A 20,751-nucleotide genomic window follows, 5' to 3' on the forward strand; every position below is an offset into this window, starting at 1 on the left:
GCGGTACGCAGCACGCATGAGAGGGGCGCGTAAATGAAACCGCAGCCCTGCGCGCTCATCATGGCCGGCGGCACCGGCGGCCATATTTTTCCTGGGCTGGCGCTGGCGCAGGCGCTGCGCGAGCGCGGCTGGCGCGTGCACTGGCTGGGTGCGCCCGCCAGCATGGAAAGCCGACTGGTGCCGCCGCACGGTTTTGCGCTGGAGACGATTGACTTTGGCGGTGTGCGCGGCAAAGGCTTGCTCACGCTGCCGCTGCTGCCGCTGCGCTTGCTGCGCGCCTTCTGGCAAGCGCTGCGGGTGGTGCGGCGCGTCCAGCCCGACGTGCTGGTGGGCCTGGGCGGCTACATCAGTTTTCCGGGCGCGATGATGGGCACGCTGCTGGGCAAGCCGCTGCTGCTGCACGAGCAAAACGCCGTCGCCGGTCTGGCCAACCGCGTGCTGGCCGAGCTGGCAGACCGGGTCTTCAGCGCTTTTCCGAACGTGTTGAAGAACGCCGAGTGGGTCGGCAACCCCTTGCGGGTCGAATTTCTGCGCCAACCCGGCCCCGTGCAGCGTTTCGCTGGGCGCAGCGGCCCGCTGCGCCTGCTGGTGTTGGGCGGCAGCCTGGGCGCCAAAGCACTCAACGACACCGTGCCGCAGGCGCTGGCGCTGCTGCCGCAAGCGCAGCGGCCGCAGGTGGTGCACCAAAGCGGCGCGCAGCACATCGACGCGCTGCGCGCCAGCTACGCCGCCGCCGGTGTGCAGGCCGAGCTCACGCCCTTTATCGACGACACGGCGAGCGCCTTTGCCGACGCCGATCTGATCGTCTGCCGCGCCGGCGCCAGCAGCGTGACCGAGATAGCCGCCATTGGCGCTGCCGCGCTGCTGGTGCCGTTTACGCATGCGGTGGACGACCACCAGACCCGCAACGCGCAATTTCTCAGTCGAAGCGGCGCGGCCTGGCTGCTGCCGCAGTCGGAATTGACCCCGCAAGCGCTGGCGCTGCGGCTGCAAAGTGTGCAGCGAGAAACCCTGTTGGCCGTGGCCTGCAAGGCCAAGCAAATGGAAAAAACAAACGCAAGCGCCGCCCTGGTGGCGGCCTGTGAAACCCTGGCGAAGGTGAAATCCCCATGAAGCACGCGATTCGACACATTCACTTCGTTGGCATTGGCGGCGCCGGCATGAGCGGCATTGCCGAGGTGCTGCTCAACCAGGGCTTTCGCATCACCGGCAGCGACCTGTGCGAGAGCAGCGCCACGCGCCGCCTGGTCGCACTCGGGGCCCAGGTGTTCTGCGGCCATGACGCCAAATACATGGAAGGCGCTGACGCCATCGTCACGTCGACGGCGGTCAAGGCAGACAACCCGGAAGTGCTGGCCGCGCACCTGCGCTTGCTGCCGGTGGTGCCGCGCGCGGTGATGCTGGCCGAGCTGATGCGAATGAAAAAAGGCATCGCGATTGCCGGCACGCACGGCAAGACCACCACCACCAGCCTGGTCACCAGCGTGCTGGCGGCTGCGCAGTTGGATCCGACCTTCGTGATCGGCGGACGACTCAACAGCGTGGGCGCCAATGCCCGGCTGGGCTCGGGCGAATACATCGTGGTCGAGGCCGACGAGTCGGACGCTTCCTTCCTGAATTTGTTGCCGGTGCTGTCGGTGGTGACCAACATCGACGCCGACCACATGGACACCTACGGCCACGACTTCTCTCGCCTGAAGGCGGCGTTCCTTGAGTTCTTGCACCGCATGCCGTTCTACGGGGCGGCGGTGGTGTGCGTGGACGACCCGGTGCTGCGCGACATCCTGCCGCAGATTGCGCGTCCGATCACCAGCTACGGTTTTGCCGAAGATGCCCAGGTGTGCGCCCTTGACGTGCGGGCACAGGGTGCGCAGATGCGGTTTCGGGTGCTGCGGCGCAACGGCGTCGAGCTGCCAGACCTCGACGTGTTGCTCAACCTGCCGGGCCGCCACAACGTGCAAAACGCGCTGGCCGCGATTGCCGTTGCGGTCGAGCTGGGCGTGCCAGACGCCGCTGTGCTGCAGGCACTGGCCGAATTCAAGGGCGTTGGCCGCCGTTTTCAACGCCATGGTGAGGCCGCCTTGCCCGGCGGCGGTCATTGCACCTTGATCGACGACTACGGCCACCACCCGGTGGAGCTGGCGGCCACGCTGGCGGCCGCGCGCGGGGCATTTCCAGGGCGCCGGCTGCTGCTGGTGTTCCAGCCGCACCGCTACAGCCGCACGCGTGACTGTTTCGAAGACTTTGTCAAAGTGATGGGCCAGGCTGATGCGCTGCTGCTGGCCGAGGTTTACGCCGCCGGCGAGGCGCCCATCGTTGCCGCCGATAGCCGCTCGCTGGCGCGTGCGCTGCGCGTGGCGGGTCGGGTCGAGCCGGTGTTCGTGGACGACATGGCCGCCATGCCGCAGGCCATTTTGGACAACGCGCGCGCCGACGACGTGGTGCTGTGCATGGGGGCGGGATCGATTGGTGCGGTGGCCGCACAGGTGGCCGAATTGACGCGGGAGACCAGGGCATGAATTCGAGTCAATCAAGCGGGGTCCAGGTGCGCTCGCTGGGCAAGGTGGCGGTGCTAATGGGCGGGCGTTCGGCCGAGCGAGAGATTTCGCTGCTCTCGGGCGCGGGCGTGCTGGCGGCCTTGCAGGGGCAAGGCGTCGATGCCCATGCCTTCGACCCGGCCGAGCGCGATCTGAGCGAGCTCAAACGCGAGCGCTTTGCGCGCTGCTTCATTGCGCTGCATGGCCGCTTTGGCGAGGACGGCACGGTGCAAGGCGCGCTCGAACTGCTGGGCATTCCTTATACCGGCTCCGGCGTCATGGCCTCGGCGCTGGCGATGGACAAGCTCATGACCAAGCGCATCTGGCTGGCCGAGGGGCTGGCCACGCCGGCCTGGCGTCAGGTGCACAGCACCGCCCAGACCGAAGCGGCCTTCGCCGCGCTGGGCACGCCCATGATCGTCAAGCCGGTGCGCGAGGGCTCGACCATCGGCCTGAGCAAGGTGCTGGCGCGCGAGCAGTGCGCCGCTGCCTACGCGCTGGCGGCGCAGCAAGACCCGCAGGTCATGTGCGAGCAGTTCATCGCCGGCGACGAGGTCACCTGTGCGGTGCTGGGCGCGGGCGAGCAAGCGCGCACGCTGCCGGTGATTCGCATCGTTGCGCCCGACGGCAACTACGACTACCAGAACAAGTACTTCAGCGACGACACCCAATACCTGGTGCCCTGCGGGCTGCCGGCCGGCGAGGAAGAGCGCATCCAGGCGCTGGTGCTGCGCTCATATCAGGTGCTGGGCTGCCGCGGCTGGGCGCGCGCCGACGTGATGATAGACGCCGAGCGCAAACCCTGGCTGCTGGAGATCAACACCTCGCCCGGCATGACCGGCCATTCGCTGGTGCCGATGTCGGCGCGCGCAGCCGGCCTGTCTTACCCCGAGCTGTGTCTGCGCCTGTTGGTCAGCGCCACGCAGGACTACCCGGCCGTTGGCAAGGACTGAGCGCAGCACCCATGGCCCAGAACGACTTGCCCCTGGATGTGCGGCTGATGACCGGCACCACGCACGCCCTGCTTGGGCTGTTGGTGTTCATGCTGGCGCTGGCGCTGGCGGCCTGGGCGGTGCGACACCCGGTCTGGGCCATCGAGTCCATCACGGTGCAGGGCGACGTGACGCAGCAAAGCGAGGTGGGCCTGCGCGCGCAACTGACGCAGCCGATGCGAACGCATCTGTCGGGCGGCCTGCTCGTGGTTGATTTGCAGCAGGTGCGCCAATGGTTCGAGTCGCTGCCCTGGGTGCGCCAGGCGCAGGTGCAGCGCGAGTTTCCGAACCGTCTGCTTGTCACGCTGCAGGAACATCAGGCGGTGGCCTGGTGGGGGCAGGCGGGGTCGGGCCAGTTGGTCGATCGCTACGGCGAAGTGTTTCAGGCCAGCCCGGACGACGACGCCGGGCTGCCGGAACTGGCCGGGCCGCTGGCGCAGTCAGCGGCCTTGTGGGTCTTGTATCAAGCGCTCAGCGCTGAGTTGGAGCGGGTTGGCCTGGGGCTGGTGCGGCTGGAGTTGAGCGAGCGCGGCAACTGGAGCGCCGCCTTGCACACCGGTACCCGCGTCGAGCTCGGTCGCGGCAACGCGCAGCAGTTGCAGGAGCGCACGCGCCGCTTTACGGCCACGCTGGCGCAACTGCCTGCGGGCTTCGTGCCAGCGCTGCAGACGGTTGATCTGCGCTACCCGAACGGCTACGCGCTGCGCGTGCGTGGCGTCACTACGGTGCAGCCGGTCGCCGGCGCTGACGCCGCGCGCACGCGCTAACAGGAGAACAAGCATGCCCAAGGAATACAAGGATTTGGTGGTCGGACTCGACATCGGGTCGGCCAAGATCATGGTGGTGGTGGCCGAGGTGCTGCCGGGCGGCGAGCTCAAACTCGCCGGACTGGGGGTCGCGCCGAGTCAGGGCATCAAACGCGGCGTGGTGGTCAACATCGAAGCCACGGTGCACAGCATTCAGCAGGCACTCAAAGAAGCCGAGCTGATGGCCGACTGCCGCATCGCACGCGTCTACACCGGCATCACCGGCAGCCACATCCGTGGCATCAACTCCAGCGGCATGGTGGCGATCAAGGACAGAGAGGTCACGCCGTCCGACGTCGCGCGTGTGATGGAGACCGCCAGGGCGATCAACATTTCGACCGACCAGCGCCTGCTGCTGGTCGAGCCGCAGGAGTTCGTGATCGACGGCCAGGAAGTCAAAGAGCCCATTGGCATGAGCGGGATCCGGCTCGAAGCCAAGGTGCACATCGTCACCGGCGCGCAAAGCGCAGCGGAAAACATACTCAAATGCGTGCGCCGCTGCGGCCTGGAGGTCGATCAGCTCATGCTCAACCCACTGGCTTCCAGCCTGTCGGTGCTCAGCAGCGACGAAAAAGAACTCGGCGTGGTGCTGCTCGACATTGGCGCTGGCACCACCGACGTGGCGATTTTTGCCGGTGGCGCGATTCGTCACACGGCGGTGATTCCGATTGCCGGCGACCTCATCACCAGCGACATTGCCATGGCTTTGCGCACGCCGACCAAGGACGCCGAGGACATCAAGGTCGAGAGCGGCTGCGCCAAACAGTTGTTGGCCGACCCGCAGCACCAGGTCGAGGTGCCGGGCCTGGGCGACCGCGGCCCGCGTCTGCTCGGGCGCCAGGCTCTGGCAGGCGTGATCGAGCCGCGCGTGGAAGAAATATTCACCCTGGTGCAGCAGGTGGTGCGCGATTCCAAGTTTGAAGAGGTGTTGTCCTCCGGCGTAGTGCTCACCGGCGGCAGCTCAGTCATGCCTGGCATGGTCGAGCTGGCGGAAGACATTTTTCTCAAGCCGGCGCGCCGCGGCATCCCGACCTACACCAGCGCTCTGTGCGACATGGTGGCGCAGACGCGCGCCGCCACCGTGATGGGCTTGCTGGAAGAGGCCCGGCTGGCACGTCTGCGCGGCCACAAAGTGGCCCGCCAGGCGGGTTCGATGCAAGGCGTGATTCAGCGTGCGAAAAACTGGTTTGTCGGGACTTTCTGATGCAACAGCCACAGCCGATGTCCTGTCAGATTTTCAGCCGTGCTGCGCCGGCGCGGCGCAGTCGCTGCGGCCGCGGGCCGCGGCATCGATGGCGTTTTGGCAGCGGCGGGTCCGGTTGACGGCTGAGAAGACGGACGTTTGGATGGGTTATCAAATTTGTAACAGCGCCCGCAACAGCAGGATCGCGGGCCCAACAGGAGAGCAAGATGAGTATCGAAATAATTGAAGTGCAAGCGTTCAACCAAGGCACGCAGATCAAGGTGATCGGGGTGGGCGGCGGTGGCGGAAATGCGGTCGAACACATGGTGCTGCACGGCGTGCAGGGGGTGGAATTCATCTGCGCCAACACCGACGCACAGTCGCTTGCTCGCAGCACCGCGCACAAGACGGTTCAGCTCGGCAGCAGCGGCCTGGGCGCGGGCAGCAAGCCCGACAAAGGCCGCGACGCTGCCGAGCAGGCGGTCGATGACATTCGCGCGGCCATTGCCGGCTCGCACATGCTGTTCATCACCGCCGGCCTGGGCGGCGGCACCGGCACCGGGGCGGCGCCCGTGATTGCCCGCGTGGCCAAGGAAATGGGCATCCTGACGGTGGGCGTGGTCACGAAGCCGTTTGAATGGGAGGGGGGCCGCCGCATGAGCAACGCCGACAGCGGGATGGCGGAGCTGCAGGCCAATGTGGATTCGCTGATTGTGGTGCTCAATGACAAGCTGCTCGAGGTGCTGGGCGACGACGTGACGCAGGACGAAGCCTTTGCGCGCGCCAACGACGTGCTCAAGAATGCCGTTGGCGGCATTGCCGAGATCATCAACGAGTACGGCAACGTCAACGTCGACTTCGAGGACGTGCGCACCGTGATGGGCGAGCCGGGCAAGGCCATGATGGGGACGGCGCTGGCCAGCGGCCCGGATCGCGCGCGCATTGCCGCTGAACAGGCCGTGTGCTGCCCGCTGCTGGAAGGCGTTGACCTCTCGGGCGCCAAGGCGGTGCTGGTACTGATTACGGCGTCCCGTGCCAGCCTCAAGCTGAAAGAATCGGGTGAGGCGGTCAACACGGTCAAGGCCTACGCCGCGCCCGAAGCCAACATCATCTACGGCGCCGCTTACGACGACCAGATGGGCGACCAGATGCGCGTGACCGTGATTGCCACCGGCCTGTCACGTCAGGGCGAACGCCGCGCCGCGCCGCCGCTGCAAGTGCTGCGCACCGGCACCGATAACCAACCAATCGGTCTGGCCGGCATCAAGACGGCGTCGGCCGGCCCGGGTTCGGCCCAGCCCGACTACCATGCGATGACGATTCCCAGCGTCTGGCGCAGCAACCGCACCCAGGCAGCAGCCAAGGTCGACGCGCTGGCCTCTGGGGGTATGGACGATTTGGAGATTCCGGCCTTTTTGCGCAAGCAGGCCGATTGATCCACCCGGCGCACATCCCGCATCCGAACAGACGGCGCGCGCTCACGCCGCCGGCCCTGCTGTGCGGGAACTAAGCCGCATGGCCGCGCCTTTGCAACTGAGTCCTTAGAATGAGTTCATGCTCAAACAGCGCACCCTCAAAACATTGACGCGAGCGGTCGGCGTTGGCCTGCACAGCGGACAGCGGGTCGAGCTGACTTTGCGGCCGGCTGCGCCTGATACCGGCATCGTGTTCCGCCGCATCGATCTACCCGAGCCGGTCGAGATTGCCGTTCATGCGCAGGCCGTAACCGACACGCGCCTGGCCTCAACCATCTCCAGCGCGGGCGTCAAGGTGCATACCATCGAACACCTGATGAGCGCCTGCGCCGGCCTGGGCTTGGACAACCTATACGTAGACATCAGCGCAGAAGAAGTCCCCATTCTCGACGGATCGGCTGCTTCCTTCGTCTATTTGCTTCAAAGCGCGGGTATCGTGCTGCAAAACGCGCCCAAGCGCTTCATTCGCATCCTCCGGTCGGTGCAGGTGCGGTCTGGCGAGGGACGCGAACTGAAGTGGGCGCGGCTCGACCCTTACCACGGTTACAAGCTCAGCTTTGAAATCGAATTCGATCACCCGGCCGTGAATTCGACCGGTCAGCGGGTCGAGTTCGATCTCGGTAGCGGCAAATACGCGCGCGAAATCGCCCGCGCCCGCACCTTCGGCTTCACGCGCGACGTGGAAACGCTGCGCGCGCGCGGCCTAGCCCTGGGGGGCGGGCTGGACAATGCGATCGTGCTGGACGACTTCAAAGTCCTCAACGCCGACGGCCTGCGCTACCAGGACGAGTTCGTCAAGCACAAGATACTGGACGCGATGGGTGACCTCTACATTCTCGGCAAACCGCTGCTGGGCGCTTACAGCGCTTTTCGATCCGGCCATGCGCTCAACAACCAATTGCTGCGCGCCTTGCTGCAACAGCCTGAGGCGTACGAACTGGTGAGCTTCGAACTGGAACAAGCACCGGCGGGCCTGGGTCAACTGGCCGCAGCCTGGTAGAGAGCAGCACCGCTCATGCTGCTGTTTCGCTGGACCATTACGCTGCTGCTGCTCGCGGCCGGCCTGTGCTTTGCCCTTTACGCGGGTACCGGGCAGCTGCGGTTTCGCCAGTACGGGCTCTTGATTCTGAAGTGGACCGTGCTGGCGGCGCTGGGGTTTTTTGGTGTGCTGATATTGGACCGACTGATTGAGTAGGTGCCTCTGCTGCCCAGCTTGTAACGCCAACACTGGCGTGGTGTGGCGCGCTTGATGGGACTGGTTGGCCAAGGGTCAGCGAGCGCAGCACGCAGACCTGGTCGGCCAGGCGGAAGGCGCCGCGCCGGGGAAAATGATGCGATCCTGGCGGCTGCGCATCTATTCATAACATTTGAGTTGACCGGCGTGCTGCTGTAGCGTGTCCGGTTGGACGAAGGGTTGGAGGTCGCTGTTACAGGGCTTGCATGAACTCCTCCGGCGACACATCTGCTTGGCGCAGAAGGCCCGCCAGAGTGCCGACCTAGAGCTCGGCGTGCATAGGAATCACGCAGCCTTTTTGCTTGCGACGCCTAAGCTAATTTAGACCGCACCCGGCACCAGCCTCACTGCTGCGAGCAGCGAACAGCGAGGAATGCGTGCGACAAAGCACAGACGCCATTGGACATTGATGCGGATGCTGTGCTGGCCCTTCCGATCGTCTTTGAGTGCTTCGAGACCGTTCCCGGACGGCACTGTTTGCCAGCGACGCCGTCAGCCCCAAGGGCACGGTCGTCAAACGCTTGTCCAGCAAACGCATGGCAGCAGCCGTGCCGTGACTTGTCATACCATTACACTCTTGGCTCTGGTGCGGGGCGCTGCGCTGTGAAAAAGGTCGGCGCGGGCCCGTTTGACTGCGCTCAGCACCCGGCACAACAACAAGCCTGAGATAAAGATGAACGCTGCGATGATCCCGGCCCATTCCCCCAGTCCCGCAGATCGACCCTGGTTGGCGTCTTACCGCGAGGCTGGCATCGTCACCGAGCTGCCACCCCTGTTGCACGCCAGCCTGGCTGCCATGGTGCACGAACGCTGCCAGTATTTTGCGGCGCAAGACCCCAAGCGCCCGGCATTTACCTGCGTCGCCCCCAACGGCATGAATGGCAGCCTGAGTTTTGCCGAGGTCGATGCGCTGTCCGACGCCTTTGCCGCTTACTTGCGTCAGGTGCTGGGTTTGCAGGCGGGCGACCGGGTGGCGGTGCAACTGCCCAACAGTCTGTCGTACCCGGTGGTGGCGTTTGGCGTCTTCAAGGCCGCCTGCGTGCTGGTCAACACCAACCCGCTCTACACCGAGGCCGAAATGGTGCACCAGTTCAACGACGCCAACGTGCGCGCGCTGGTGCTGGTCGACATGTTCGCCCACAAGCTGCCCGGCGTGCTGCAGAAAACCGGTCTCAAGCATGTGGTGTTGGCGGGCGTGCCGGAGTTTTTCCCGGTCATTCCGCGCGCCATCATCCGGCTGGTGCAAAAGGTCTGGTACAAAACGCTGCCACCAGTCACCGTGCCCCACCTGCGGCTGCGCGACGCACTGGCGCAGGGACAGGCCACCTTGGCAAAAACGCCGGCGCGCACCTATTGGCAAGACCTCACTCCCGATCAACTGGCCTTGCTGCAATACACCGGCGGCACCACCGGCGTGAGCAAGGGCACCATGCTCAGCCACAGCAACCTGCTGCGCAATGTGCAGCAGATTCGCGCCATGGGCGCCAGCCACATCGAAGATGGGCGCGAATGCGTGCTAACGGCGTTGCCGCTTTATCACATCTTCGCTTTCACCACCAACTTGCTCGGCTTCATCGCCAGCGGCGCACGCAACATTTTGATTCCCAACCCGCGGCCGGTGCAAAACCTGCAGCGCGCGGTGGAAAACTACCCCTTGACCTGGATTACCGGCGTCAACACCTTGTTCAACGGCTTGCTCAACGAAGAGTGGTTTGTTGCCTACCCACCCCGCAAGCTCAAGGCCTCGATCGCCGGCGGGGCGGCGCTGCACGCCGCCGTCGGCAAGCGCTGGCGCGAGGTCACCGGTACCCCGATTGCCGAGGGTTATGGCCTGACCGAGACTGCGCCGGTGGTGAGCTTTAACCCGCTTCAGGGCAAGCAGCGCGAAGGCATAGGCATTCCGGCGCCGGGCACCGAGCTGCGGCTGGTGGACGACAACGGGCGTGACGTGGCCGATGGCGGGCCGGGTGAAATCTGGATTCGCGGCCCGCAGGTGATGCTGGGCTACTGGAACAGCCCGGCCGAGACCGCGCTGATGCTGCACGACGGCTGGTTGGCCAGCGGCGACGTGGCAGTGATGGACGCCGACGGTTTTCTGCGCATTGTCGACCGCAAGAAAGACGTGATCTTGGTCTCTGGCTTCAATGTCTACCCGAACGAAATCGAAGACGTGATAGCCCAGCTCGATAGCGTGCAGGAGGCGGCGGTGATCGGCGTGCCCGATGAACACAGCGGCGAAGTGGTGCGGGCCTACGTGGTGCCGCATCCCGCCCACGCCGACAACTTTGACGTGCAAGCCGTGTTGGCGCACTGTAAGACAATGCTGACCGGCTACAAGGTGCCCAAGTCGGTGCTGATCCGCACCGAGCTGCCCAAGAGCCCGATCGGCAAAGTGCTGCGCAAGAACCTCAAAGCCGAAGTGCGCGCCGCCGTGCAGGCCGGCCAAAAGCCCTGAACTCACCCAGCGAAAAGTCATAACGACGACGGAGAACACAGCACATGGTCACCGAATTCGAAACCAAGCTGCTGGGCCTGATGATGATGGTCATCATGCTCGGCATGGGGGCCTCACTCACCTGGCGCGATTTCCTGATTGCGTTTCGCAAGCCCAAGGGCGTGCTGGTCGGCATGTTGTGCCAATACGGCGTCATGCCCTTTCTGGGTTTTTCGCTGGCCATGCTGCTGGGCCTGCCGCCAGCGGTGACGCTGGGGCTGATTCTGATGGCGTGCATGCCCGGCGGCACCACCTCCAACGTCTTCACCTACTTCAGCAAAGGCGTGCTGGCGCTGTCGATTCTGATGACCAGCGTATCCACCCTGGTCGCGCTGCTGATGGTGCCGTTGCTGCTGGAGTTTTATTCCAGCGCGGCCGGTCTGCCCAGCGAGTTCAAGATTCCGGCCGCCAACGTGGCACAGGTGCTGCTGGTGCTGCTGGTGCCGACACTGATTGGCATGGTGTTGCGCAAGGCCAATCCCAACATAGGCGCCAGCCTGGAGCTGGTGGGCAGCGTCATGGGCGTGGTGGTGATCGCCTTTCTGATTCTGACCTGGGTGCCGCGCAACCACCAACTGCTGGCCGACACCGTCTGGCCGGTCTATTTCGCCGCCATCGGACTTGGGCTGTTCGGCATTGCACTGGGCTACCTGTTGGCGCGGCTGCTGCGCCAGGACAGCAACCGCAGCCGCACCATCGGGCTGGAGACCGGGATTCAGAACGGGCCGCTGGCAATCCTGATCGTCACCCTGAGCGTAGGTGGGGCCATGCAGCAAGAGGTGTTGCTGGTGCCGGTGCTGTATTCGGTCTTCATCGTCATCTCGAGCTGCGTCGTCATGCTGTTCTTTCGGCGCCTGGCTGACCGCGAGGCGCTGGTGCGCGACCAACTCAAGGCGGGCACGCTGCTGACGCGCTGAAGCAGGGCTGCCGGCTCAGGGGCGCAGAAAAAACAGCGCACTCATGCTCAGCCCGATCAACACCACGCCGACGCGCAGCCGGCGCGGGTTGAGTTGGCGTGACCAGCGCGCACCACAAAAGCCGCCGCCAGTGGCTGCCAGCATCATGATCAAGCCCTCTTTCCAGGCGATCACGCCGGCCAGCACGAAGGCCCCCACTGCCAGCCAGGACAACACCAGTGAATTGAGGTTTTTCAGCGCGTTGACGGTGTTCAGACGCGACTCGCCGCCCACGGTGTAGAGTGCCATCAGCAAGATGCCCAGGCCACCGCTGAAGTAGCCGCCGTAAATAGCCACCAGCAGCAGCGCGGGTGCCTGCCAGCGCGGCGGGCCCAGTGGCGTGCCGGCGGCGTTCAGCACGCGCCGCGCCAGCGCCGGACCGACGGCAAACAGCAGCGTGGCAAACAGCAGCAGCCAGGGCACGATGCCGCTGAAAACCCGCGCCGGCGTCACCAGCAGCAGCAACGCGCCCAGCACGCCGCCGACGGCGCAGATCAGCAGCTCGCGGCGCAGCCGCTGCCTGGGCAGGGCGCGCAACTCGGGGCGAAAGCCCAGCGCGCTGCCCAGATAGCCCGGGCTGAGTGCGAGCGCGCTGGTGGCGTTGGCGACAATCGGCGGCAGACCGGCAAACACCAGCGCTGGAAAAGTCAGAAAACTGCCGCCGCCGGCAACGGCGTTGAGCACGCCGGCGGCAAAGGCGGCGCCGCACAGCAGCGCCATCGTGGTCAACAGTTCCATGGTCATTCGGTTCGGGCGCGCCGGGGCGGCTGCTGGGGTGAATGAAGCGGCGCGGGTCAGTTGGCGCCAGCCGGGCCCCGGTTGGCGGTGTCAACTCGAGGCCGGAACGATAGGGGCCAGCGGCTCGGGCGCCAGCAAGCTGCCGTTGCGCAAACCGCGCAGGGTAGCCACACACAGCCACAGGACGACGAGAGAAGTGGCTGCCAGCAGCAGCAACCCCGTGCTTTGCAGCATGCCATGCCAGTCGGCGCCGGCTTGCAACTCGGCTAAGCGCAGGGTGAGGGCGCAGAAGGCCGCAAGCGGAAACGAAAGCGCCCAGAATGAAACGCCAAAGTCTTGCGCGGCGATGCGGCGCAGCAGCGGCAGCAGCCAGAGCAGGAAAAACAGCGCCAGGCCCCAGAACGCCTGCGCCAGCGGCGCCGGCGCCTGCAACTGCAGCAGCACCAGGCCGATCACCGCCGGCGGTGCCAGCGTGATGAACCAGGTTGGCAGCGCGCGCTCGGGCAGCGGGCCGTGTGCGATGCGACGCGCCAGAATCAGCGTCAGCACCAGCGGCCAGCACAGGATGCCAATGCCGAATTGCGCCATCGACCAGACCTCCTGTCCCAGCGGCAGACCCGCCAGCGGCGCCAGCACGTTGCCGACCACCGCCAGCAGCAGCAAGGGTGTGAGCGTGGGCCACAACGTGGCGCTGCCCGCACCGGACGCTGGCGCTGGTGCCAGCCAGCGCCCCAGCACCCACAGCGTGGCCCAGAGCTGGCCCAGACTGCCCAGCCACCAGAGCGGCTGCCACAGCGGCGCCGGACCAAACAGCGCCACGCCCAGCGTGACCAGCAACAGCAGCGACAGGGGCAGCGCGGCGACAAAGGCGTGGCGCAGCGGGTGGCGCAGGTCTTCGGCCAACGCCTGCGGGTAGCGGCGCTGCCGCAGCAGGCTGGCCAGCAGCAGCACGGCAAACACCAACACGGCGCCGGCGCCCAGCACCAGCGCGACGCCCTTGGCTGGCGGGCCCAGTGCCGCGCCGGCGTGCAGCCAGGCCAGCGCCAGGCCGCACAAGCCCATGACCAGGGCGAACCAGCCGGGCATGAGAAATTTCAGCGGTGTCGGGTGGGTCATCGGCGGTCGGTGAAAGAGTCTACAGGCGCATGAGGCGGTCGATTTTATTGCTTGGGCCCAGTGAAGTATCAGCCGTTCGTCCTGAGCCTGCCCTTCGACAAGCTCAGGACAGTCGGAAATACAAGCCTGTCCTGAGCCAGTCGAAGGGCCTGTCCTGAGCCAGTCGAAGGGCCTGTCCTGAGCCAGTCGAAGGGCCTGTCCTGAGCCAGTCGAAGGGCCTGTCCTGAGCTTGTCGAAGGGCTTCGACAGGCTCAGCCCGAACGGAGCTCAAGACCCTTCGACAGGCTCAGGACAGGCTTCTGCGGGCCGGATCAACAAGAAGCAAACGGCACCCGCGGGGCGATTGCACACAGCAACTGGTACGCAATCGTACCGGCCGCATGCGCCACCTCGTCCACCGGCAGCAGCGCGCCGCAGGGGCTGCGCCCCCACAGCAACACCTCGGTGCCGACGCCGCAGGCCAGGCCGGCGGCGTCCAGCGGCGCGAGATCGACCGCCAGCATGTCCATGCTGACGCGGCCAAGCACGCGCGTGCGCACGCCGCCGACCAGCACCGGCGTGCCGGTCGGTGCGTGGCGCGGGTAGCCGTCGGCGTAGCCGCAGGCCACCAGGCCAATACGCATAGGAACGCTGGTGCAAAACGTCGAGCCGTAGCCGACCGTCTCGCCCGGCTGCAACTGCTGCACGCCGATCAAGCGGCTGGCCAGCGAGAGGGCGGGCAACAGGCCCCAGTCGGTGGCGCGGTGTTGCGGGTGGTCGGGCGCGGCACCATACAAGGCAATACCGGCGCGCACCCAGTCGGCCGCCAGCGTGGTCGGGCCGTCGCCGCCGTGCAAGGGCAGTTGCGCGTGTCGCAAAATGGCCGCACTGTTGCACAGGCTGCGCTCGCCCGGCAAGCCGGCGCTGGCGGCCTCGAATGCCGCCACCTGATGCGCCACGCCGCGTGCGCCATCAGCGTCGCTGAAATGGGTCATGAGCGCAATTTCTTCCACCTGCGGCAAGGCGTTCAGGCGCGCCCAGGCGTTGCGAAAGGCCGCCGGGGCAAAGCCAAGCCGGTTCATGCCCGAGTTGAGCTTGAGAAACACCCGCTGCGGCTGCTGTGTCTTGTGTGCCGCCAGCCAGTCAATTTGCTCGGTGCAATGCACCGTGTGCCATAGGCGCAGCCGCGAGCATAGCTCCAGGTCGCGCGGCTCGAACACCCCTTCCAGTAGCAAGATGGGGCCGCGCCAGTCGAGTGCGCGCAGGCGCTGCGCTTCGTCCAGGTCGAGCAGCGCAAAGCCGTCGGCGCCGCGCAGCGCGTCAAAGACGCGCTCAATGCCGTGCCCATAGGCGTTGGCCTTGACCACCGCCCAGACGCGGGCGTCGGGCGCGCAGGCGCGCAGGCGCGCGAGGTTGTGGCGCAGCGCTTGGGGGTGTACGGTGGCAAGAATCGGTCGTGGCATGTGGGTGCAGGAGTCAGCGAAACCGTGCGGACGCGCCGACCGTCGGCTGCGTCCGAACCCGGAGTGTGCGTGCCATAAGCCGCCATCATGAGCCGCGCGGCTCGCGCACCCCTTGGCTGCCTGCAGCGGCCGGACAGACCACCGCTGCGCGGGCGCAGCCGCCCCCATTATCCCCGTGAAGCGCGGCTTGCACACCTGCATGACGGCGCAGATTGTTGCGCGCTGGCCCAGCCTGCTTGCCGGCGTGGTCACAGTGCGCTGTACCTGCGCGTACCTCGTCTGGGCAAGGAGCTGCGCATGCGGCACGCCAACGGCACGTTCACGCGCTGGCTTGACACGCTCAAGAACACCCGACGTCTTGCTACTTGACGATTGGGCCAGCCACCGCGCCACCATCATCACCAGTCAGTTGCCTATCAAGCATTGGCAACGGAATACGCAGAATTGCGGATCGGATCTTTCTTGGTCTTTTTCAGGTCGTGCAGGGCGATGGTGGTGACCGAGTTCGATGCGGTACAGCAGCGGCTGGCGAACCGCGAGTATGCATAGAAGCGCGCAGCCTCGTTCGTGGCGAAGCGGGCGACGTTTTTCAAACGGCGCTGAGGCGGTGCCCGCAACGCTTCAGTCGCGCGGCGTGAACCGGCCCACCAGCCCCTCACCCCACTCCCAAGGCCCGGTGATCGTCAGCGTCACCGTGGTCCATTCGCCCTCAGCCTGCACCTGCTGGTCGGCGTCCCAGGCGCCGCCTTCGTCCAGCGGGCCGCGCGGTCCAGGGCTGTGTTGCCCGGCCCAGGCCAGCACGGTCTGCACCTCGGCCAGCACCGCAGGCACATCGGCCGCGCGCACGCTGGCCATGGCCTCCCAGGTGCCGGTGCCTTCGCCGTCGTCGCTGGTGTCGAAGATCAGGTAGTTCAAGGGCATGTATTGAGCCTCACAGGTCCAGCGTCGCGCCACGCAAGCGGAGCCACTCCTTGCGCTCGCTGTAGTCCGGCAGCACCTTGTCCACCTCGTTCCAGAACGCGTCGCTGTGGTCGCGTTGGTGCAGGTGACACAGCTCGTGGACCACGATGTAGTCCAGCACCGTCAGCGGCGCCATCAGGCACTTCCAGTGAAAGTTCAGGTCACCACTCGGTTGACACGTTGCCCACCGGAACCCGATGTCTTTGACCAGCACCGCGCCCGGTGCCACGCCCACCCGGGGCGCAAAATGGGTCACCCGGCGCTGCAGCCGCTGCAGCCCTTTGGCCGCGTAGAAGGCTTCAAACGCCGCGCGTGCCGCCATGGCGCCACCTTGCTCCACCAGCGAACGCAACAACAAGAATCGGCCGTCCTTCAGTTTCAAAGACTCTTCCTGCTCGTTCACCAGTTGCAGCCGGTAGCTGCTGCCCAGGTACAGAAAGGTCTCGCCGTTCACCCACTCGCGCACCACGCCGCTGGCGTTCAGGTCGCGCCACTCGGCCAGGTTGCGGTAAATCCACATGCGCTTGCTCAGCACGGTGGCGTCCACCTGTTCGGGGGCCATGTGGCGCGGCGGCCGCACGGTGATCACGCCGTCGCGCTCGATCACGATGTCGGTGGTCCGCCGCTGCGCACCCGGCAGCAGCCGGTACTGGATGTCTTTCACTTGCCGCAGTTGCATCAGGCATCTCCCTCGCGCGCGGTGCGCACCAGTTCGTCGTGCCGGTTCTTGGCCAGCCGCATGATCTCTACCGCCACCCGTTCGCGGTTGGTTTTCAGCTCGTCGATGCCGGTCTTGGCGATCTCGGTTTTGATCAGACCGCGCAGGCGCTTGTGCTTGTCCGGGTTCTGCCAGAAGTCGATGCTGCCAATCGTCTCCTGCAGCAACTCCACCACCGTCTCCATCAGCGCCTTGAAGCCGGGTTTGTCCGCTTCGCCCACCACGCCACCGGCAAAGCCCACCTGGGCAATGTGTTCGTAGAACGTGGTTGCCTCCTTGCTCAGGCCTTCTTCGCCCTGCTGGCGCCCTGCCACGGCTTGCCCACGCAGCTCGGTCAGTTTCTCGGCCAGCAGGTCCCACTGGTCCTGGTGCTGCTCGATCAGTGCGTCCACCTTGGCTGAGAGGCTCTTGTAAAACGCCGGGTCTTCGTCGTGGTGCACCGTGCAGTGCTTGCGGATGGCGTGCTCCATCTCGCTGGCCTTGGCCTCGGGGTTGCCGCCCGTGTGCGCCGCCAGTTGGGCCATGAAGTCCTCGGCCAGCAGCTCCACGGGGGGCACCTTGGGGTTGATACCCAGGCTGATCAGGTGCTCGTTGATCAGCGCCTTCACCTTCTCGCCCGCGTTGCCCAGGTTCAGGCTCTCGTCCTTGTAGCGCTGCTTGGCCACTTCCAGCACATAGCCCATGCGCCGCGCCGGCACTCGGTACGGCTGCGCTTCCTGGCGCGGCAGCACGATGTCCAGGCTCATCAGAAACTTCTTCAGGTACACCTCAAAGTCGGCGCGCTGCTTCTCGTCCTTCAGCGCCTTCACCGCCTCATGCACCAGCGCCGCGTCTGCGTCCAGGCTCGGCAGGTCGCCGGTCACAAAAGCCTTGAAGTGCTTCACGCCCAGCGCCTCAAAGTGCTGCAGCAGTCGCTGGTAGCGTTCCTCCAGCACCGGCAGTTCGGAGGTGATGTTCTTCATCCCGTCCTGCAGCTCCTGCAACTCGTTAGCCGCAGCGTACAGGCTCAGCGCCTCGGTCAGGTGGTTGGCCAGTCCGATGTAGTCCACGATGTAGCCGCGCTGCTTGCCTTTCTTCACCCGGTTGGTGCGGGCAATCGCCTGCAGCAGTGTGTGTTCGCGCAGCTTCTTGTCGATGTACATCACCTGCTCGATGGGCGCGTCAAAACCGGTCAGCAGCATGTCGCACACGATCAGGAAGGCAATGCCGGTGTTCGCCTTGTCCGGGTCTTGCTGGTCGAAACCGCGGCAGAAGTTGTGCACCGCGCGCGTCTGCGCCGCCTGCTTGCGCGCCTGGGTGATGAAGGCCGCTTCGTTCGTGCCGTCCGACGAAATTACCACGGCGGTTTTCAGAAAGGCCAGCCGCTCGATCAGCGCCGTGTCGGGCGCGGCCTTGGCGCGCTCCTGCGTCAGCCGTTCAGCCAGCGCTGCCTCAATGCCCGCCTGGTAGCGCACGCACGCCAGCTTCGAGTGGCACACCACCTGCGCCTTGAAGCCGTTGGGCAGGATGTTGTCCACGTAGTGCCGCACCATGTCGGCCGCAATCGCGTCGATGCGATTCTTCGCTTCCAGGATGTCGCCGGTCGCGCCGTACTTCTTCTTGATCGCCAGCAGCTCCGCCTCGCTGCGCTCGCGGAACAGGTCTTCAAACGCGGTGTCGAAGGCGTGCTTCTCGTTCAGCGCCGTGTCCGCCGTGCGGCCTTCGTACAGGATCTGCAGCGTCGCCCCGTCGTGCACCGAATCCATGATCCGGTACACGTCGATCAACTCGCCAAAGCGTTTGTGCGTGCGCTTCTCGCCGTGGCGCTCGGTGATGAGTGGCGTGCCGGTGAAGGCGATGCGCGTGGCGTTGGGAAACGCCTCGAACAGGTTGTCGCCCAGGTCCGAGCTTTGCGTGCGGTGCGCCTCGTCGATCATCAGCACGATGCGGCTGGACGGGTTCACCATGCCAAAGGTCTGGCCCGCCGGCATGGCCAGGTAGGTGCCCAGCGCCTCGGCCACCGTGTTGCTCAGCGTCTGCTTGTGCTCCTGGAACTTGTGCACCATCACCATGTTGATGTCCGAGCTGTCGCTGGCCAGGTGCTGGCGCAGGCTCTGGCGGCTCTCGATCACGTTCACCTTGCCGCCGATCAGCGTGGCCGTGTCGGCCAACTGGTCTTCCAGGTCGGTGCGGTCGTTCACCAGCACGATCTTGAAGTCGCTCAGGTCGCGGCTGGCGCGCAGCATGCGCGCCAGAAACACCATGGTCAGCGACTTGCCCGAGCCCTGCGTGTGCCACACCACGCCGCTGCGCTCCAGCGCGGTCTGGCCGCTGCGCAGCCGCTGCACCACCTTGCCCGCCGCGCGGAACTGCTGGTAGCGGCACACCACCTTCACCCGCGGGCCACCGTCCGTGTCCATGCACACCGCGCTGGTGCGCAGAATCTGCAACAGGTTGGCTTGGGTCAGCATGCCCGCCACCAGTTGCTGCTGTGCGTTCAGGCCGGCCAGCGCCGTGTCGTCCTGCGGGTAGAGCGTTTTCCAGCCGTAAAAGTGCTCTTCTTCCGAGGTGATCGTGCCGTAGTCCGCCAGCGTGCCGCTGCTGCGCACCAGCATCAGGTTGCTGTGGAACAGGCGCGGCTCGCCCTCCTTCAACCCGGCGGCTTCTGTTGCGGCGCGGCGGCGCATGTAGCGCTGCAACTGCACAAAGGCTTCCTGCATCGGGTTGGCGCAGGTTTCCGATCCCTTCTTGCACTCCACCACCACCAGCGCCATGCCGTTCACGAACAGCACGATGTCCGGGACGATGAACGGCTTCACGCAGCCCGGTGTGTCCACGCGGAACTGGTTGATGGCGTGAAAGCGGTTGTTGGCCGGCGTGTGAAAGTCGATCAGCCGCACCACCGGGTCGGCCTCGCCGGTCAGCTCGTTGCGGTCGGTCTGCGCCTTGAACAGCAGCGCCTGCACCGCCTCGTTGGCCTCCAGCAGCGTGCGGTTGGGGTGGCGCGTGAGCTGGGTGCGCAGCTCGTCCAACTGCCGCTCGGTCAGCCAGGGCTGGCCGTCGGCCGTGGTGTTGATGGCTCGCACCGCCTCGTCAAACACGCCCGGCAGCAGCGTCTGGCGAAAGTGCTGGCGCAGGCTGGGCGTGGCGTCCTGTGGCACGTCCTGGCCCTGGTCGATCACCGTCCAGCCTTGGGCGGCCAGCTGGTCCAGGAAGGGGCGTTCGACTTCGGTGTATTCGCTCACCGGTGGCCCTCTTGTGCCTGCTGCTGCAACCACGGGCGGCCCTTGGTCGTCAAACGGTAGCGCTGTCGGGTGCTGCGAGGGCTGGTCGGATCGGTCATCTCCAGCGCACCGACCGCCATGGCGGGTGCCAGATAAGCCTTGCGGAAATGATCGGCATTGCGCAGCCCCATCACCGCCTGCAGCTCGGCCCGCGACATCTCGCCCTGGACCCGCTTGAGCAGCCCGGACACTTCCGGGGTCACATCCATGGTCACATCCATGGTGCCGGTGTCAGCCCCACCTGGTTCAGGGCGCCAGGCCTGCGGGTGGGCGGGCAAATGCACGGCGCAAGCCAGGCGGTCGTCGTCCGTCTCCGTCTTGATGGACCGGTCTGGCCCCGGCACGCTCACGATCACCAGCTCGTCGTAGCCGATGCGCACCTCCACCGGTTCGCGCTCTTCGTACGAGCGGTGGTAGACCGCGTTCACCAGCGCCTCCAGCGGCAGGCTGTCGGCGTCATCCGCCAGCGCGCTGCCCACCTCGCGCAGGTAGTCCAGCATCAGCGGGCGCGACAGGTCGACCACGCTGGCCTGCTGCGCAAAGCGGTCGTCCCACGGCACCTGCGCCGTCAGGCTCAGCAGCTCGCGCTGAATCTTGTCGAGCTGCTTGTCTTGCAACCCCACCGGCGGAAACACCGGCTGGCCCTTGGCGTCGCAGTCCTGCCCGATCACCACATAACCGCCGCCCAGGTTCTGGAAGTCGTTGGCAAACGCGCACAGCGTGCGGATGATCGCGTCCGGGTTCCAGCCCGCCTTGTATTCGATGCGCTCACCCTCCACCGTGCGCTGGCGCAGCAGGTCGGCGATGTTGATGGGCAGCGCTTGGGGCTTCACAACG

Annotated in this window: 18 protein-coding genes and 1 pseudogene; 11 read left to right on the forward strand and 8 right to left on the reverse strand. The window is 65.9% G+C overall.

All coding sequences use genetic code 11. The features are described 5' to 3' along the window. Positions 1 to 33: 33 nt before the first annotated feature. From murG to EST26_RS01995, 10 genes are all read left to right on the forward strand, one after another. Entirely contained in the window at positions 34 to 1,113 is a 1,080-nt protein-coding gene (gene murG, locus EST26_RS01950; RefSeq protein ID WP_291064959.1) for an undecaprenyldiphospho-muramoylpentapeptide beta-N-acetylglucosaminyltransferase, read from the forward strand. Then, entirely contained in the window at positions 1,110 to 2,519 is a 1,410-nt protein-coding gene (gene murC, locus EST26_RS01955) for a UDP-N-acetylmuramate--L-alanine ligase (protein WP_291064961.1), read from the forward strand. The genes murG and murC overlap by 4 nt, the downstream gene beginning before the upstream one ends. After that, on the forward strand, positions 2,516 to 3,490 hold the full coding sequence (locus EST26_RS01960) for a D-alanine--D-alanine ligase (protein ID WP_291064963.1): 975 nt from the start codon (positions 2,516 to 2,518) through the stop codon (positions 3,488 to 3,490). Before murC ends, EST26_RS01960 begins: the two co-directional genes overlap by 4 nt. An 11-nt stretch (positions 3,491 to 3,501) precedes the next feature. Further along, positions 3,502 to 4,296, forward strand: coding sequence for a cell division protein FtsQ/DivIB (locus EST26_RS01965; protein WP_291064965.1), 795 nt, complete (start codon positions 3,502 to 3,504; stop codon positions 4,294 to 4,296). Positions 4,297 to 4,309: 13 nt separating this feature from the next. Next, positions 4,310 to 5,539 (forward strand): cell division protein FtsA, encoded by a 1,230-nt coding sequence (gene ftsA / locus EST26_RS01970; RefSeq protein ID WP_291064967.1) that lies wholly within the window; start codon positions 4,310 to 4,312, stop codon positions 5,537 to 5,539. Positions 5,540 to 5,745: 206 nt separating this feature from the next. Further along, the gene (gene ftsZ / locus EST26_RS01975) at positions 5,746 to 6,954 is read left to right on the forward strand and encodes a cell division protein FtsZ (protein ID WP_291064969.1); all 1,209 of its coding nucleotides are present in this window, start codon (positions 5,746 to 5,748) and stop codon (positions 6,952 to 6,954) included. A 118-nt stretch (positions 6,955 to 7,072) separates the two neighbouring features. Beyond that, a complete protein-coding gene (gene lpxC / locus EST26_RS01980) occupies positions 7,073 to 7,993 on the forward strand; it encodes a UDP-3-O-acyl-N-acetylglucosamine deacetylase (protein WP_291064971.1) in 921 nt (306 codons plus the stop codon). 15 nt (positions 7,994 to 8,008) lie between these two features. Continuing rightward, entirely contained in the window at positions 8,009 to 8,188 is a 180-nt protein-coding gene (locus EST26_RS01985) for a hypothetical protein (RefSeq protein WP_291064973.1), read from the forward strand. Between the two features lie 712 nt (positions 8,189 to 8,900). Then, positions 8,901 to 10,682, forward strand: a complete 1,782-nt coding sequence (locus EST26_RS01990; RefSeq protein ID WP_291064975.1) for an AMP-binding protein — start codon at positions 8,901 to 8,903, stop codon at positions 10,680 to 10,682. 44 nt (positions 10,683 to 10,726) lie between these two features. Further along, a complete protein-coding gene (locus tag EST26_RS01995) occupies positions 10,727 to 11,638 on the forward strand; it encodes a bile acid:sodium symporter family protein (RefSeq protein ID WP_291064977.1) in 912 nt (303 codons plus the stop codon). A gap of 15 nt (positions 11,639 to 11,653) precedes the next feature. Here EST26_RS01995 and EST26_RS02000 read toward each other — a convergent pair whose 3' ends face one another. The 3 genes from EST26_RS02000 to alr all read right to left on the reverse strand — a co-directional run bounded on the left by EST26_RS02000 (position 11,654) and on the right by alr (position 14,973). Further along, a complete protein-coding gene (locus EST26_RS02000) occupies positions 11,654 to 12,415 on the reverse strand; it encodes a sulfite exporter TauE/SafE family protein (protein WP_291064978.1) in 762 nt (253 codons plus the stop codon). Between the two features lie 90 nt (positions 12,416 to 12,505). After that, positions 12,506 to 13,531: a C4-dicarboxylate ABC transporter gene (locus EST26_RS02005; RefSeq protein ID WP_291064980.1), complete on the reverse strand. Its 1,026-nt coding sequence runs from the start codon at positions 13,529 to 13,531 to the stop codon at positions 12,506 to 12,508. 311 nt (positions 13,532 to 13,842) lie between these two features. Continuing rightward, entirely contained in the window at positions 13,843 to 14,973 is a 1,131-nt protein-coding gene (alr, locus tag EST26_RS02010; RefSeq protein ID WP_291064982.1) for an alanine racemase, read from the reverse strand. 216 nt (positions 14,974 to 15,189) lie between these two features. On the opposite strand from alr, the pseudogene EST26_RS02015 reads away from it, so the two are divergent. Next, positions 15,190 to 15,400: pseudogene (locus EST26_RS02015) on the forward strand (ATP-binding protein); the annotation flags it as partial. Here EST26_RS02015 and EST26_RS02020 read toward each other — a convergent pair. The 5 genes from EST26_RS02020 to EST26_RS02040 are packed head-to-tail and all read right to left on the reverse strand — an operon-like array spanning position 15,390 to position 20,747. After that, positions 15,390 to 15,566, reverse strand: a complete 177-nt coding sequence (locus EST26_RS02020; RefSeq protein WP_291065281.1) for a hypothetical protein — start codon at positions 15,564 to 15,566, stop codon at positions 15,390 to 15,392. The pseudogene EST26_RS02015 and the gene EST26_RS02020 sit on opposite strands and share 11 nt — an antisense overlap. Before the next feature lie 28 nt (positions 15,567 to 15,594). Further along, positions 15,595 to 15,894 (reverse strand): hypothetical protein, encoded by a 300-nt coding sequence (locus EST26_RS02025; protein ID WP_291064983.1) that lies wholly within the window; start codon positions 15,892 to 15,894, stop codon positions 15,595 to 15,597. A 10-nt stretch (positions 15,895 to 15,904) separates the two neighbouring features. Beyond that, positions 15,905 to 16,612: a SprT family zinc-dependent metalloprotease gene (locus EST26_RS02030; RefSeq protein ID WP_291064985.1), complete on the reverse strand. Its 708-nt coding sequence runs from the start codon at positions 16,610 to 16,612 to the stop codon at positions 15,905 to 15,907. Further along, positions 16,612 to 19,875 carry an HsdR family type I site-specific deoxyribonuclease gene (locus EST26_RS02035; RefSeq protein ID WP_291064986.1) on the reverse strand — a complete coding sequence of 1,088 codons (3,264 nt, stop codon included), beginning with the start codon at positions 19,873 to 19,875 and terminating at the stop codon, positions 16,612 to 16,614. The genes EST26_RS02030 and EST26_RS02035 overlap by 1 nt, the downstream gene beginning before the upstream one ends. Then, on the reverse strand, positions 19,872 to 20,747 hold the full coding sequence (locus EST26_RS02040; RefSeq protein ID WP_291064988.1) for a Fic family protein: 876 nt from the start codon (positions 20,745 to 20,747) through the stop codon (positions 19,872 to 19,874). The genes EST26_RS02035 and EST26_RS02040 overlap by 4 nt, the downstream gene beginning before the upstream one ends. Positions 20,748 to 20,751 lie beyond the last annotated feature (4 nt).

The sequence above is a fragment of the Hydrogenophaga sp. genome, from assembly GCF_014773545.1.
Classification (GTDB): domain Bacteria; phylum Pseudomonadota; class Gammaproteobacteria; order Burkholderiales; family Burkholderiaceae_C; genus Hydrogenophaga.